Annotated in this window: 18 protein-coding genes; 2 read left to right on the forward strand and 16 right to left on the reverse strand. The window is 43.0% G+C overall.

The window, feature by feature from the left end; genetic code table 11:
• Window positions 1-17: 17 nt before the first annotated feature.
• The 7 genes from MKY54_RS17105 to MKY54_RS17135 form a co-directional block, all read right to left on the reverse strand.
• Window positions 18-836, reverse strand: a complete 819-nt coding sequence (locus MKY54_RS17105) for an aminoglycoside phosphotransferase family protein (RefSeq protein ID WP_339187249.1) — start codon at window positions 834-836, stop codon at window positions 18-20.
• Window positions 837-1,032: 196 nt separating this feature from the next.
• Window positions 1,033-1,905, reverse strand: a complete 873-nt coding sequence (locus MKY54_RS17110; RefSeq protein ID WP_076220205.1) for an AraC family transcriptional regulator — start codon at window positions 1,903-1,905, stop codon at window positions 1,033-1,035.
• Between the two features lie 240 nt (window positions 1,906-2,145).
• On the reverse strand, window positions 2,146-2,625 hold the full coding sequence (locus tag MKY54_RS17115; RefSeq protein WP_339187251.1) for a flavodoxin domain-containing protein: 480 nt from the start codon (window positions 2,623-2,625) through the stop codon (window positions 2,146-2,148).
• Window positions 2,626-2,658: 33 nt separating this feature from the next.
• Window positions 2,659-3,510, reverse strand: a complete 852-nt coding sequence (locus MKY54_RS17120) for a hypothetical protein (RefSeq protein ID WP_339187252.1) — start codon at window positions 3,508-3,510, stop codon at window positions 2,659-2,661.
• Window positions 3,511-3,570: 60 nt separating this feature from the next.
• Window positions 3,571-4,194, reverse strand: coding sequence for a TetR/AcrR family transcriptional regulator (locus tag MKY54_RS17125; protein ID WP_076277031.1), 624 nt, complete (start codon window positions 4,192-4,194; stop codon window positions 3,571-3,573).
• A gap of 183 nt (window positions 4,195-4,377) precedes the next feature.
• Window positions 4,378-4,479, reverse strand: coding sequence for a sporulation protein YjcZ (locus MKY54_RS17130; RefSeq protein WP_197069683.1), 102 nt, complete (start codon window positions 4,477-4,479; stop codon window positions 4,378-4,380).
• Between the two features lie 363 nt (window positions 4,480-4,842).
• Window positions 4,843-5,352, reverse strand: coding sequence for a GNAT family N-acetyltransferase (locus tag MKY54_RS17135; RefSeq protein WP_076184408.1), 510 nt, complete (start codon window positions 5,350-5,352; stop codon window positions 4,843-4,845).
• Window positions 5,353-5,517: 165 nt separating this feature from the next.
• Between MKY54_RS17135 and xerS the strand changes: the two genes are divergently transcribed.
• Window positions 5,518-6,600 carry a tyrosine recombinase XerS gene (gene xerS, locus MKY54_RS17140; protein ID WP_076190208.1) on the forward strand — a complete coding sequence of 361 codons (1,083 nt, stop codon included), beginning with the start codon at window positions 5,518-5,520 and terminating at the stop codon, window positions 6,598-6,600.
• A 669-nt stretch (window positions 6,601-7,269) separates the two neighbouring features.
• On the opposite strand, the gene glp is transcribed toward xerS, so the two are convergent.
• From glp to MKY54_RS17180, 8 genes are all read right to left on the reverse strand, one after another.
• On the reverse strand, window positions 7,270-8,532 hold the full coding sequence (glp, locus tag MKY54_RS17145; RefSeq protein ID WP_339187253.1) for a gephyrin-like molybdotransferase Glp: 1,263 nt from the start codon (window positions 8,530-8,532) through the stop codon (window positions 7,270-7,272).
• Between the two features lie 168 nt (window positions 8,533-8,700).
• Window positions 8,701-9,207 (reverse strand): DUF4178 domain-containing protein, encoded by a 507-nt coding sequence (locus tag MKY54_RS17150; RefSeq protein WP_076130052.1) that lies wholly within the window; start codon window positions 9,205-9,207, stop codon window positions 8,701-8,703.
• 14 nt (window positions 9,208-9,221) lie between these two features.
• Window positions 9,222-9,626, reverse strand: a complete 405-nt coding sequence (locus MKY54_RS17155) for a DUF350 domain-containing protein (protein WP_036687618.1) — start codon at window positions 9,624-9,626, stop codon at window positions 9,222-9,224.
• Between the two features lie 123 nt (window positions 9,627-9,749).
• Window positions 9,750-10,418, reverse strand: a complete 669-nt coding sequence (locus MKY54_RS17160; RefSeq protein ID WP_036687619.1) for a PspA/IM30 family protein — start codon at window positions 10,416-10,418, stop codon at window positions 9,750-9,752.
• Window positions 10,419-10,488: 70 nt separating this feature from the next.
• Window positions 10,489-10,827, reverse strand: a complete 339-nt coding sequence (locus MKY54_RS17165; RefSeq protein ID WP_076218215.1) for a hypothetical protein — start codon at window positions 10,825-10,827, stop codon at window positions 10,489-10,491.
• 24 nt (window positions 10,828-10,851) lie between these two features.
• The gene (locus MKY54_RS17170; protein ID WP_076098788.1) at window positions 10,852-11,784 is read right to left on the reverse strand and encodes a dihydroorotate dehydrogenase; all 933 of its coding nucleotides are present in this window, start codon (window positions 11,782-11,784) and stop codon (window positions 10,852-10,854) included.
• Entirely contained in the window at window positions 11,777-12,481 is a 705-nt protein-coding gene (locus MKY54_RS17175; RefSeq protein WP_076098787.1) for a dihydroorotate dehydrogenase electron transfer subunit, read from the reverse strand. The genes MKY54_RS17170 and MKY54_RS17175 overlap by 8 nt, the downstream gene beginning before the upstream one ends.
• Window positions 12,482-12,568: 87 nt before the next feature.
• On the reverse strand, window positions 12,569-13,603 hold the full coding sequence (locus MKY54_RS17180) for an NADH:flavin oxidoreductase/NADH oxidase (protein ID WP_076130049.1): 1,035 nt from the start codon (window positions 13,601-13,603) through the stop codon (window positions 12,569-12,571).
• Window positions 13,604-13,790: 187 nt separating this feature from the next.
• Here MKY54_RS17180 and MKY54_RS17185 point away from each other — a divergent pair, with 187 nt between their 5' ends.
• Window positions 13,791-14,672: a polysaccharide deacetylase family protein gene (locus MKY54_RS17185; protein WP_076130048.1), complete on the forward strand. Its 882-nt coding sequence runs from the start codon at window positions 13,791-13,793 to the stop codon at window positions 14,670-14,672.
• 88 nt (window positions 14,673-14,760) lie between these two features.
• On the opposite strand, the gene MKY54_RS17190 is transcribed toward MKY54_RS17185, so the two are convergent.
• On the reverse strand, window positions 14,761-15,417 hold the full coding sequence (locus MKY54_RS17190) for a 3D domain-containing protein (protein ID WP_076130047.1): 657 nt from the start codon (window positions 15,415-15,417) through the stop codon (window positions 14,761-14,763).
• Window positions 15,418-15,443: the final 26 nt, after the last annotated feature.

Below are 15,443 nucleotides of genomic sequence, written 5' to 3' on the forward strand. Positions count from 1 at the left end.
ACCCTGAACGTTCCATTTCATATTTTATAAAATATACTTTCACCATTGAGGAAGGGGCGACAATACTCAGCGCATAATTTGGGCATTCTTTCACGCATCCAGTCATGAACATGTACATTCTCTATCTGGAACACGTAATACCCAATAATAGCGACCAACATTAACCCTTCCAACTGCAGTAGATCATTCGCTGTATTTTCACACTCTCTGTAATAACCCTTTAGGAAAGTATCTCTTCGATCGGAAGGCAGCATCATAGCTCCCATGGCTACATCAAGTAAAGCATAACCTTTTCCGAAAAAGCCAAAATCGATAAAACGCACCTTTCCTTCGGTTGTGATGATGATATTACCCATACACAAATCCCCATGAATAAGGTCCGGGCCAGCCTCCCCGCCATGGTCATCTAACCGGGAGTTGATCAATTGCAGCGTTTGTTCAATGACATTAGCATCAGAAGGCGTAAATAAATTCTTTTTCACACCCGAATGAATCACACGGATCATCCGTTCATTATAAGCTTTGCCTTGACTCGGGCGAATCTCCATACCTGAATGTTCGTACTGCCGAAAAAAAGTATGCAGTTCTGCTATTTGCGATCCCAGTTCTTTTACCAGTTCAAGATTGTTAACATCATTCATATTCATGTCTCTTCCATCCAACCAGGTGAGGACGGAGCAGTTTAGCAGTTCACCTTCGTATTCAATGATCGTAATAAGTTCACCCTCATTGTTTCTTACGGGAGTCTGTATTTCGTTGGTGCTCCAGCTTCCCAGCTTCTCAAGCATTTGCAATTCTCCAAGAATGCCGCCGAATGTATGTTGCAGACCTTTCATGTCCTCTATAAAAGGTTCATGAATGCGGAGTCAATATGATTTTCCCGTTCTGTCATTAACACGATAGGTTGTACTTCTACAATATTTTCGAAATATCCTGCCTATAGCTTGACGAAGCTACCGGAATGATTTTTCGCGGCAGCTTCGTTGTGAAAGGATATTCAGCGCTCAGTTTCAATAGTCCAACCAAACTCTTTTATTTCTTAGTGATAGGCACCCATATTTCACTTTTAAAATTTGGCGATGTGATATCTTTGTGCTCATTCCATAGAATTTCAGGCCCTTTAATTAGCTCATATCCCGATGACGGAGCCCATTCCGAATATATTCGCCCCCAGATCTCTTGTAGCGCACTCGGAAAAGAGCCGACGACTGTGAATACAGCCCACATAGAGGCCGCCACTTCCAGCTGATCCAAGCCATTCCATGCGTCTTTCGTAGTGGCAACGCCAATATAATGATCGAACTCTCCTTTTTCCTCCATACGTCCTTCAGAGAAATTTGTAGAGGCGCTTATAAATCCTGAGGGCTCAACATCAGAAAATCTCTTCATCTCATCAATCATTTCCGGCGTCAACCCTTCATACATCGATGCAATCTCCGGATTAACCCCTTGGAAAATGATTGGAACCCGTTTTTTTATACCCACGATGCGAAAAGACTCTTTGTTTTCAATCCGGTAATTCATTTCATTTCCTCCTTTGATAGTCAGCTGAAACGACATCCGAGGGAATGCCTTAAGGGAATGTCCATGGACCCGAGCTTCCGAAGGACTAACCCCATGCATGCTATGGAAAGCCCTAGAAAAGGAATCCGGCGAATTATAACCATACTTCAGAGCAGCATCGATAATTTTGATATTACTTTGTGAAAGCTCGAGTGCTGCCAAAGTTAGACGTCGACGCCGGATGTATTCCGACAGAGTAATGCCTGCTAGGAAGGAGAACATACGAGTAAAATGATATTCCGAACAGCAGGCTATTTTCACAACCTCCTGATAATCAATGGGATTTGTTAGGTTCTCCTCAATATAGCTTATTGCTTTGTTCAGTTGTACCAGCGTATCCATGACGTTGCCTCCCCTCGTTAATTATAAGGTTATCAGAGATGGTTTTTATCTTCCCGACTTTATCTGCACGATTCTGTAGGGTTTTTTCATGTTTCGATGAACAGAGACTCAATACGAGGAAGTTACTCTCTTCTCACAAGAAGGACTACTTTTTTTGATTGTCAAATTATAGTTAACATAATCATAATTATGTTAACTATAATCCGAAGTGCGTTCAGAAGCTCGATCGTCCACTCACTTTCACAACCTTTTCATAGCAAGAGCAAAACGCTCGATCGTCTCTTTTGATAACCCATTTACGTTCTTATTTTTTCCTTTTACCATCCGCAGTACAAACCGGTCTAGCAAAGTTAGCTTCTCTTCATAGATCTCATCTCCAAAAACTTCTTTCGTCACCGATTGGTCATATAACACTTCTGGAAACGCAGATTTCAATTCTTGTGAGGCCTGTTCACCTGTTGCTCCTGTACAAACAAACAATCCTACTCGTTTTTTCCCTAGTTCATTTTGATATTTTGTTGTAAAATCAGTCATTTGTTTTTGGATTTTTCCATAATAAACAGATCCTCCTAAGATGACCGTATCATATCGTTCTAGTGTCGGCTCTTTAACATGCATCAAATTAACTACTTCGGTTTCTTCGCCCAGTTGAGATTTTAATAAATAAGCCGCTTTTTCCGCACACCCATATTTCGAGGTATACATAATTATTGTCTTCATTCTAATCACTCCCTGCCGCTTGCTGGTCACTTATTATCTTAAGGGTTCACGTACATGCTTTAACAAAATAACCATACAAGCAGCAATAGCTACAGTCATCGTCGGAAAAATTACACACTCGGCTATAGACACAGCCACACCGCTATAGATCATTGCCACCAGCATTGCCGTAATTGCTAGCAGTAATGTAACTCCTTTAAAAACAACGACAGTTGCCAGTAGGTACCCAAAAGGTTGTCTACGAATGACCATAATCCCCGTTACAATTGCTAATGGGACTAAGATCGCAAGATCCAAAACTTGAATTACCAACGTACTATAGTGCTCTAGCCCTTGTGGCGGTGTTCCCCCCAGTAGTGAATTCAGTATTTTCCCTAGCCAGAGCAATAAAATCATAAAAGCAATAACCATTAGGGAAAAGCCGATTCCTTTAGAAGGTAAACTGTTTTTAAAGTATGTATGAATGGATTCTTTGTCGAAGGAAAATAAGGCTAGGATGAATGCGAAAAAACTTAAAGAAAACAACAGCACATAAACTAAAAACAATGAATTGTACATCGTCAGAAAGCTGTAGGATGCGTAAGTATATAAAAAGTACCCCAGAGTACCCGTAAGGAGCATCCTCCCCTTTATCGAGCCTTTAATTGTCATGATGAGTGAACTGAGCAGTAAAGGTATGGCAAGAAATAATGTAACTCCATCCTGTGCTTTAGCTTGTGCCGCCGCAGAGACAGAATCATGGCTGTACACTCCTGACCCCTGAAGCTTTACATCCTCGCCCCATATTGACGTGAAAGTATATTTTGTTCCATCACTTATCCCATCTGAAAACAACCCAACTGCTGTTGCAAACACTGCAATAACCGAAATCAACACCGACAGCACTACGACTTTCCTTATATGTTTTATAACACCCTCCCCCTCCTCCATGAAAATATTTAGATTTCACCTGGAGGCAATAGCAACCATTGAATCCAAATGACATGAAATCAGAGCTTCGACCTGATCATTAGGCAGATCCTTTTCGACAAGCAACCGCATAATTAAACCGAACGCTGCACTCCATATCACCTGAGCTGTGAGTTCTACGAAAGCTTCTTCACGGTTTTTTTGTGCTTCAAATCTGAGCAGGCCCTGGCAGAGCATCCCAATCGCTTTACGTTCCTGTGCAGCTCCTCTAAATAGAACAGCCGTGTAACTAAGAACAGCCGGTGCATCGTTTAGCATGACATTCCGGTATTCTACACCCATAGAAAGAGACATCCTGATGAACTTCTCCAATGATCGTTTTAAAAGTGTATCTGGAGGTAATTCCTGCTGTACCTCTTGTTGCACAGACTGAAGCTCAGAAAGCATATCCGTATATTTTTGTTGCAAATAGTTCTCGATAATCTCTTCTTTGCCTTTAAAATAATGATAAATAATTCCCGGTGAATATTCGATTTTCTCAGCGATTTTTCGGATAGACAGCTTCTCTATTCCCTCTTCGGCAATCAATAAAGCTGCATTTTGCAGGATCAGATTTCTCATTTCTTCACGCTCACGTACTTTTCGTTGTTCTTTAGTCATAAATTCGTCTCCTTGTGGATTGAACACCGTTTAATATTTGAACATTGTTTAATATATATTTTGAATTATTTTATGTCAATCTCCTTAGTCACATGTATTCTCCTCCCCCAATGTACATATCGGACATAAAAAATCCGCCAGTCATTTAGACTGACGGAACCTTTAATTTGTGAAGTTAAAGGATTACAGACAGAGGGTTTTAGTAATGATAACCAACAGGATAAACAGAACCAGAATAGCTCCTGTGGAAGTGAAACCACCGTATCCTCCTGCAAATTCGCCCATTGTTGACTCCTCCTTTGTAATTGAGTACATCATAAGATATGCAATATTGCCCTCACTGACTGGGTATTTTGAACACAAAAAATAAACCAACGACCTTTTTTATGGTGAATGGTTTAATAGGTTGACATAATAAATGTTATGTTAACTACAATAGAGAGCATAAGATGCTCCCTACATCACAATTCGTATATGTTCTTAATAGCTAGCCAGTTTTATAAAAAATCACAATTTCCTGACCTTCCGTCTTGACGCTCTCTTTGTCATTCTCTACTGTCTAGCGCTCACTCGCTTAGCCCCTTTTTCAATCCATTTGCCGTTAGTAGCAAGCTCCATAGCTAAAAGAAACCAGCAATATAACGGTTTTTATTTCTTAATCCTATTAATAGTTAATGTGTTGAAGTATTGGCTGGGGTTGCCTTGCTGTGGATTAAAGCGCTCTTGAAACTCTCCATGGGTATAGTCCCCGATCACTTTATGCCAGAAATCACGAGCAGGTATATTCGCACGGACTTGTGAAACCTTCCATTCCCCAGAGTACATATCAAAGAGCTTATGCGCAGCCCATGTACCTACACCACTTCGGCGGTATTTTTGCATCACAAAAAACTCAGTCATATAAAACTGGCCTTCAGGATTACGCAATAACCTGTCCACCAAAGCAAAACCAGCAATATGCCCGTCCACCTTAAACAAATATGCGAATTTATTATTTCCGCTACTCCAATAAGCTTCTAGTCCCGGATAGGCCGGAAATACCCCGTCTTGATTGACATCAAATTCTAAATAACGGGTGAAATCATATAGGTAGAACTGCATTAATCTGCTTATAGTATGCTTACGTTCTTTGGGAACCAGCTCAATTTCAAGTTTCATTATGTGCACCTCTGACATTTATGTTTACTTCACATCATAAAGCTTAGCGGCATCAGGAGCAAGGCTCGGACCTAGTTTCCCCTTCATTCGAAGTCCAATCCGGGACAAAACATGTTAAGATAGAAGGAAGAGATTTTATGCAATCTATGGAAAAAGGTGAATCACATGAGCGTTCAAAAGAACGATGACCGTAAAAAACTTGATCAAAAGCTACCCCTCATGCCCTGGTTCGTTCAGCAGTTTATTGATTATAAACGCCCTGATCTCTCCCCTTCCACACTGCTGGAGTATATCCGGGATTATGAATCTTTTTTCGGCTGGTTGCGTGCAGAGGGCTTATCTCAAGCCGGCTCAAATACCGAGATCACACTTCTAGAATTGGAAACCCTACATATGGACAGTATTGTCGGATATCGGTTGCATCTAACTACTCGCGCCGAGGGAACGAACACTCGAGTTACTGTATCCCGTAAGTTATCTGCATTACGCTCCTTATTTCATTATTTAAGTCAAATCGCCGAGGATGAGAACTTTTATCCATTGCTTAAACGCAACATTATGGCTAAGGTTGAGGTCAAACGAACACATAAGCCAAAGGATACTGCCGCTAAGTTAAAGGGTAAGATTTTGGAAGATGAGGAATTACTGGAGTTTGTGGGGTACATTTATGAAGGTTATGGACGGGATGTGGAAGGTAACAAACAGGCTTATTATTCGTTTCAATTAAATCATGAGCGCGACGCCTGTATTGCCAGCTTAATTCTGAACTCTGGCCTGCGTGTGTCTGAGGTAGTCAATCTAAACGTAGACGATTTGGATGTTAACAACAAGCTGCTATATGTCACCCGCAAAGGGAATAATGACGAAACGTTCAAGACACCTGTCTATTTTCGAGAGCAAGCTAAAGATGATCTAGCTCTTTATCTTAGTCTGCGCCAATCTCGCTACAAAACACCCAAGAGAGAAAAAGCCTTGTTTATCTCTCTCCCTAACGGGCGTCAAGAAGGCAAACGTATGACCAAACGTGCGATTCAAGAAATGATTATTAAGTACGCTAAACGCTTTGGTAAACCGTATCTTACGGTTCATAAGCTGCGTCATTCTTTTGCAACAGATTATTATCTGCAAAATGATATTTATAAAACGAAGGAACAGCTCGGGCACGCATCCACCGAAACAACTGAGATCTACGCTCATCTAACGGATAAAACGATGTCCGAGGCGATCGAACGGCGTACCGATAATTAATCATCACCAAGGGGAGTTATACTTCGGATGAGTAGCCGCTCTTCGCTAGTGCAGAGTTGTTATCGGTCTCAGCGGACCTTAAACGCAGGATTATCTCACATTTGGGTGGCTAACGGACCCCAAGGTCGCTATTGGCCTGAAATACGTAAATATGAGCTCCATTCTATGAAATAGCGACGCTGAGGTCCGAAACCCCGCTTAAAAGGTGATAAATAAACAAATAAGATCATCTGAGTCCTTAAGCATCCGCGGGGGATTAATCTCGGCAGTGGTGCAGGCTAATAACTCCAACCAGCAGAGCAGCGACTCTTCCGATAGGAGAATTGCTATGATAGTGTCGCCTACCCGGACATTTCATTCTCGCTTTTTTTCAAATTTGAGTACAACCGGCGGGCACCCCTAACCCTTTTATTGTTGCACTAAAAACCCACTTACGGTACGCAAGTGGGTTTTCTTATTCTAGTTTCTGGGGTAAAATCTCCCTTTAAACCGGTTGTAAGCGACTATTGGGTTAGCGCGAAAACTGTTTTTTTGTTTGTCTATTGTGAATTTTTCATATGTTGAAATGTTGGAAATAATTCCGTTGACCCAGCAATTATATGTTGATTTCCGTACGTGCGTGGATATCAAATACCTTTTAATCATCGATGGCCAGAGTACCCTCCACATCTAGCCCCGAATCTCTCCTGGCAGTTTGATCACTGTTACCTTATCTCCGGCGGATAGCCCCTTTTCTTCTGGGGGTACAACTATCAAACAGTCGCTATCCTTGATCGTGACCGTTACGGAAGATTCATCAATGAGTGCCGGATAAGCAAACAGGCTGCCGTCTTTAATTTCTAACCGAGCTCGCACAAATCTAGTAAAATTATTCACTCTTTTATAATCTGTGCCGAGTGTAGCGCTCCATTCCGGTAAAAAAGGCTTAGAAGAACTTTGCATCAGTGAAATCACAGGTCGTGCAAACAGTTGAAACCCAACGAAACAAGCCCCCGGATTTCCTGATAAAGCTAACAGCAGCTTACCCCCTCTAACCGCAGCAGTAGTTACGCTTCCCGGACGCATCGTCACTTTGTTGAACAACATATTACCACTTTGTTCGCGAACCAAGTCGCCCATGATATCATAATCCCCCACAGAAACGCCACCCGTTGTAATCACAAAATCATAAGTTTCCAGCGCCATCTGTACTTTACTTCTAGCCAGCTCCAGATCATCCACAATAGAGCCTAACATTACTGGAACCCCCCCTGTTTCTTTGACTAGAGCTTCTAGCATAGGGGAGTTACTATTGCGGATTTTGCCAGGCTCCAGCGGCTCATGCACTTCCAGCAGCTCTGTTCCTGTGGCAAAGATGGCTACCTTGGGACGACGATAGACTTTCACGGTATGTAATCCAAACGCTGCAAGAACAGCTATATCCCCCGCAGAGATTAACCTTCCTGTAGGCAATACAAGATCACCTTGGCTTAATTCGAAACCTTGAGGTGTGATATTGCTGTTTGCTTCTAATTTTTTTCGAATACCAACGTAAGTCTTTCCTTCCTCTTCACGTCTCTCCGTGACCTCCAGCATCACCACAGCATCTGCACCAACCGGTACTTGTGCACCCGTCATAATTCTTGCGGCTGTTCCCGGAGTTATATCTACCGCAGGCACTGCGCCACACGGAATATTATCCACAATTTCTAACCATACCACTTGTCCATTAACACAGTTACGGGTATCCCCCGCGATAATCGCATATCCATCCATACTCGAACGATTAAACGCAGGAAATGGGTGTGGAGCAATCACCTTTTCAGCCAAATAACGTCCACAACACTCATCCAGCGATACGTCTTCTGATTCTAGCGGATTGGCATATTTGATTATTTTGGCCTGAGCTTCTTTTACTTGCAGTGCTTCACGCTGAAATTTATTATCCTTCATAAAGACCTCCGCTCTGAAACGTCGATTTTTGCAGTAATAGGTATTATTTTAACATGAGACCTCTTGAAGTAAAATTATAAACACAAAAGGCCACCATCCATGTTTATGGGCAGCAGCCTTTTCTACAATATTTTTTCCGGTATAGTGACCCGTTACTTCTCTACTAGTCTAGGATGCTCTAATTACCTTTACATCCCCAGGGATTATTTTCTCCCCTTCATAAAGCATAAACCGTCCATGTTGCCACTCTACACGCAGTAGACGTGAATCATCTGATTGATATTGCCACACATGCTGCTCTCCACCGTTCATAAATGGAGTCTGACCTGCAACAGCAACAAAACCTTCATATTCTTCCTCCAGGAAAAATGTATAGCCGTCGAGCTCAAGCGTTGCTGGAACCTCAGCAGGATTATCTAACCGCCCATCGATAGGTCTGTACAATCCATATTGCAGCTGTTCCCGCTCTTCTATATGAAGATAAGCTATCTGGCTTCCATCTCTAAGGGTCAGAACTACAGCATTACGGCCCCGATTATGTGTCCGGCCAGTAACTTCATAGGTGACAAGCGATACTTCACAAATGTCTCCGGGAGACAAATTAAGCATACTTTTTTGAACTTCCTGAGGCGCTGGCTTAGAGAAAAGGTTACCTATACGTTTCCACATACTCAACTTGATCGTTCCTCCTACATAAAGGCAGTAATAATTAAAGCACCCGTAATTTGCAGTGAACCTGATAGCAGGCCATATCCGATTTTACCAAGCTGTGTACCATGATCCAGATCCAGCTTCCCCCAATTTGCTAGTAGAAGTCGAACTGTTCTTTCTAAAATTAACAAAAGCAAAAATGATACCAACGAAATCAGCAACGCATCTAACAAACTATTAGAAGCCGCTATCGATGAAGATAAAATGAAGGCCTGAGCTAAAAGCTTCATTACAAACCGTGTAGTCACCGCCATATTTCCAGCCTTTAACTCTTCTATATCGTTATAACGAGTAAAAAGTGAATCTATATACATCAGTACAAACAGCAACACAGCGCCGCTCACCGTCCACACGACCATGGACACCAGAATATGGAGATCCATTCTATAGCCCCCGCTTAATCATTTTGCATGCCTTTCATAAGCATAGATAAAGCGAAGAAGAAACGAATTTCTGTCTCCCCTTCGCCTGTGAACACCAGCCGTGAACCGGCTAAAGATCAAATGTTATTGCTTCTCGTATTGTTTCATCAGAGCCGCCAGTTCATCTTCAACCGCTTGATCTTTGTTCAGCTTCTCGAATTCATCATCCAGAGATTTATTGCCTGAACTCATCTCATTGCTGGCTTCAGCCTGAGCTTCTGCTTGCAGCATTTTATCTTCCATACGTTTGAGTCCTGCAGACGCTGAATCGGAACTAAATCCGCTCATTGCCTTGTTGATCTCGGTTTGAGCTTTGGCAGCATTATAACGTGCAACCAATGTCTCACGTTTGTTCTTCATTTGGGTAAGCTGTTTGCGCATCTCTTCAAGCTTGCCACGAAGGTTATCCGCAGAGGCTTTGTTCTGATCAAAGCTGGCTTTGTATTCTACCAGTTTAGCTTCAGCAGCATTTTTCTCTTCCAGAGCGCGGCGAGCAAGGTCAACATTACCCGCTTGAGCTGCTGCATGAGCCTGTTGGGTACGTTTGTTAACAAGCGCTTCTTGTTCTTCATACAGCTGTTTGAATTTCTTCTCAATGGCGATTTGCGCCGCTACAGCTTTTTCTGCATCTTCTAAATCTTCGGTCATATCACGAATGTATTGATCTGTCATTTTAATCGGGTCTTCTGCTTTGTCAATAATCGCGTTCACATTAGACATGGTTAAATCGCGCAATCTTTTAAATATAGACATGGTTTCATTCCTCCAAAAGATAATTTAATTCCTCACATGCTATCTTTTACGTAGAATTGCCACTACCGTTTCATATTTGTTGCGCTAAATATTGATTTACTTTTAAATTCACAATTTCCACGACTTCCATAATACCTTCTTTCGTGAGATTGTCGTAATGAATCCCCATCACTACTGTGACCGTCTTGTTCAGCGCTTCAGCTACTCTGATCGCAATGGGCTCGCTTATCGTGTGCTCTTTATGATGAGGAACCGCTGAAGTCAGTACTTTAACCTGCTCCCCCTCCAGATAAGCAGTACTCGTCGCACCAATATGCCGAACACCTCCACTAATTAAGAGCAAGAGATCACGTCCGACAGCCGTCGCCTTCAGCTCAATATCCTCAGGATCAATCTGGTTAGTAGTCATTAGTATTCCCCTCACTACTTCACTTTATATAATGCCCCGTATTTCCTCCAGTGATTGAATATTTTCTTCAACCATAAATTGCTCAAGCTCTGCAACTAGCTGACTACCTGCACGCAAGTTCATGAAATTATAAGTTCCCACTTGGATAACTGCAGCACCTGCCATAATAAACTCGATGATATCCGTTGCTGAAGTGATGCCACCCATTCCGATCACGGGAATCGTTACGTTTTGTGCGACTTGATGCACCATACGCAGAGCGACAGGCTTAATCGCAGGTCCAGACAATCCAGCATATAAGTTATTGAATACACTGCTTCTGCGCCGGACATCAATCTTCATTCCTGAGATAGTGTTGATGAGCGAGACAGCGTCTGCACCCTCCTCCTGACACATTTGTGCCATTTCAACGATATTTTCGGCTCCCGGCGACAGCTTTACAGCGAGGGGCAGTTTAGTTGCGCGTCTAACAGCCTGTACTACTTTTTGAGCTTCTGAAGTTTGGATCCCAAACGCAATGCCGCCCTCTTTAACATTTGGACAAGAAATATTCAATTCAATCATGTCTACTGCTGTCTTACCTGCACTCGCACGAGCATCTGCATCCCGCTGAATCATCTCAGCTCCAAGAACATAATCTTCAAGTGTGCCTCCACCCAGGTTGACCAAACGAGCGGTATCGAGTGTTTCCCAATAAGGGCATTCTTTATCTAAAAATGCAGCTACACCCGGATTCTCGAGTCCCACACTATTCAGCATACCAGAAGCTGTCTCGTATACACGAGTGCCGGGATTCCCCGCTTTCGGATTGAGGGTTAACCCCTTGCCAGAGATTCCGCCCAGCAGAGACACATCATACAGCTTGCCATATTCACGGCCAAAACCAAACGTTCCAGAGGCCATTATAATTGGATTTTTAAAATGAACGCCAGCAATTGTTGTGTTCAACTTAGTCATGGAAAAGCACCTCCTCAGAAAGAAACACAGGTCCGTCTGCACAGGCCTTCTTTTGACCATCACGGCAGGATACACTGCAGACCAGACAGGCTCCAATCCCACAAGCCATTCGGTTCTCTAGAGAAAGGTATACTTTCGTTCTACTGCCTGCTTCTTCAGCAGCAATGCCTTTACGTTGAGCAGCTTTAAGCATAGGGTGTGGGCCGCAGACAAAGACATGATCATATTGGCTGAAATCCACACTATCCAAAATTAAACCGCCAACATCGACTACAAGTTCACTTGCAAGTGGGCGAAACGCTTCTGTCCGGTAAGCTTCACGGCTAAAGCCCAAAAAAATATCACTCCCCGGAAGCTGCTTCGCACAATAATAAAGCGGTGCAATTCCGATCCCACCGCCGATGAGTGCAACCTTCCCTTCGACCTGTGGAAATCCATTTCCAAAAGGGCCCTCAAGCTCTACCGAATCACCTGAACCCAGTCGTGAGAATATCTCCGTACCTTCCCCAACTACGTGATACAGAAATTCAACACTATCCTCGTGTACTTCATGTATACTTAAGGGTCTGGATAGGATGGGGTAAGCTCCCCATGCCCGTAACATGTAGAATTGACCCATTGCTCCGCCACTATTCGTCTCTACCTTAAGGTGATACACACCATCTGTCAGCCGTTCGTTACTTAGAACCGTCCCCACGTTATCAAGCTCCTTCAAATTTTATCTTTATTAAGATTGCCTTAGAAGGAGCATAAAATCTGTGACAAACTTCACACCGAAAATGGTCTAGCCTCTTTTCCAAATCCCACGTTCATAAGGTTTAGGTACATCATGTACGCCACCAAGCGCTTCTTCAGCATGTAAAGCCCAATAAGGATCACTTAACATCCCACGGCCAATAGCTACAAGCTCCGCCCTTTTTTCTGCAATGATGGACTGTGCCTCAGAATAGGCTTCAAGCCGTCCTACCGCAATTACTGGCACTTGTAATCCACTGCGAATATATTCTGCCAGATCTGCTTGGTAGGCTGGGCCCGCATTAGGTCCACCATTTGAGCCAATGGGACCTTCACCACCTGAAGACACATGGAACATATCCACTCCAGCATCCTTATATCGGCGGCAAAACGCCAGGGCATAGTCAGCATCATATCCACCATCAACATATTCTTTCGCGGAAACCCTCATGATCAAGGGCATATCTACTGGCACTACTTCTCGGATTGCTGTAACTACTTGTACTCCAAAAAGTGCTGGATCTTGTCCATATTCATCCAATCTGATGTTGGTCAGAGGTGAATGAAACTGGTGAATTAAGTAGCCATGCGCACCATGAATCTCCACAGTATCAAATCCTGCCTCCACAGCTCTACGAGCGGCAGCACGAAAGGCTTCTATCATCTCAAGGATGCCTTCCTTAGAAAGCGCCTGTGGCTGCTTAGAACGAGCATCAAATGGAATTGCAGAAGGGGCAACCGGCGGTTCAGCATCGACTGCTTTACGTCCAGCATGACCTAGTTGAATGGCTATTTTTGCCCCATAGGCATGTACACTATCTGTGAGCTTACGATAAGCCTCTATATGTGTATCACTCCAAATCCCTGTATCCCGGTTCGTTATTCTACCGTCTGGATGGACTCCAGTCATCTCGACAATGATTAGACCAGTACCTCCAACAGCACGGCTTACATAATGAACAAAATGCCAATCATTAGGAATTCCATCCTCTTTATCCACCGAATACTGGCACATAGGCGGCATAACAATACGATTTTTCAGCGTTAAACCCTTCAATTCATAAGGTGCAAACAATTCTGACATCCTTGTCCCCATCCTTCCACCTGTCTATAATTGGCCCGGGAATATCCCGTTCTATTTAGTATACACGCATTAGGGTGTGCAAGAAATCTTTACCAGAGCCCTTGAAGAAACGGCATAAATTCATCCTTCAATGGAGATAACAATGAAGAATATGGTGATGATCAGGTAGTAAAGGAGGCATAGGGGGATGTATGATCAACGGAGAGTCCAGAAACTGCTAGTAGTATTAGGATCAATCATTGTCCTGCTATTTCCAACCTCTTCAGCAGAGGTTGCTTCAGCCCCAGCTCAGAGTCAGAAACCCTCACAGGATCAAATTAAAAGCACGCAAACCACTGACGAAGACAAGGCGATATCTGCGGGAACTTCTACTACAAATAATTCAACGAGCAGCAACAATAAGAACACTAAGGGCTTGTCTCTGAGTCAGCTATTACACAAATATCCCGAGACCTTTAAGACCAGCGGTCCTCGGAATAAAGTCATCGCCTTAACTTTTGATGATGTGCCTGACCCAAGGTTTACACCCCAATTGCTAGATGTTCTTAAGAAATATCATGTCAAAGCTACCTTCTTCGTGGTGGGAAGCCGAGCTGAGAAACATCCCGCTCTAGTGAAGAGGATGATTAGAGAAGGACATGCTATTGGAAATCACTCTTATGATCATCCTCAGTTTGTGAAGCTAAAGATGCATGATTTCAGATCACAGATCATTGAGACCGAGAACATTATTCAAACCTTAGCCGGATATAAACCACGCTTGATTCGTCCACCCTATGGAGATATCTCTGAGCAACAGTTGAGATGGGCAAAAAATCATGGTTATAAGCTTGTAAATTGGAATGTGGATTCGTTGGACTGGAAGGGACTTTCCAAAACTCAAGTTAGAAATAACATCTTAGCTAATGCTGGAAAAGGAGCAATTATCCTTCAGCATGGTGGAGGTGGGCCGGGTAGTGATCTTCGCGGAACGATTCAGGCTTTACCTGAGGTTATCACGATTATGCGTAAACGTGGCTATTCTTTCGTTACCGTTCCTCAATTGCTGCAGGTCTCTAAAAATAAATAAACAAGAAACGGAGGCAGCCGCTAAGGACTCCCTCCGTTTCTTGTTTAACCTATTTAAAACCATTTCATATCTCTATATTTTTATCTAGCTATTTAACAATGTATAATTGTACATATTGATAACCAAAATCGGCTACAAAGCTTTGGCTGCCTGGGATAAAGATATCTATCCGGTTACCTTTAATGGCACTTCCCATATCGGTTGCAGTAGCCAGAAAAGCTTCTTTAGGCAATCCTGCGTGTGAATGTCCGGTAACCAATACTTTTGTTCCGAGAGGAATTACACTTGGATCAACTGCGATGGTTCCTAGCTTGAGTGGGTTCCCGAAATAATCAACGGCACCCCAGCCTCCATTCTCACTAGCCGCTGAGGAATAAGCAGAAGCCTTAACTTGTATCGATTTCTCGTAGTTAAAGGACTTGCCCCATGCTTCAACTGTTTTTGATTCTGGAGTAACATTCAGGCTTGGTGTAAGCACTGGAGTTTCTGTCGTAGCCACAGACTCTGCTTGCATTTTACTTGGGATCGTTATTTTAAGTCCATCGTAAATATTAAGAGCAGCAACGTTTGGATTAGCTTTCATTAAATCATTAACACCGACATTGTATTGCTGAGATAGAGTATAGAAAGTATTGCCTTCCTTTGCAATATGAACGCTGTCTGCAAAAGCAGGAGCGGTGTGCAGCAATGCACTAATTCCCATAACTGCAGCAAGGGTTTTAATGGTTCTGAACTTGTTCTTCATAAATGCCTCCTCTTTAGATGGGCGTA

Origin of the sequence: Paenibacillus sp. FSL P2-0121 (genome assembly GCF_037975345.1) — a bacterium.
GTDB classification, from domain to species: Bacteria; Bacillota; Bacilli; order Paenibacillales; family Paenibacillaceae; genus Paenibacillus_AQ; species Paenibacillus_AQ odorifer.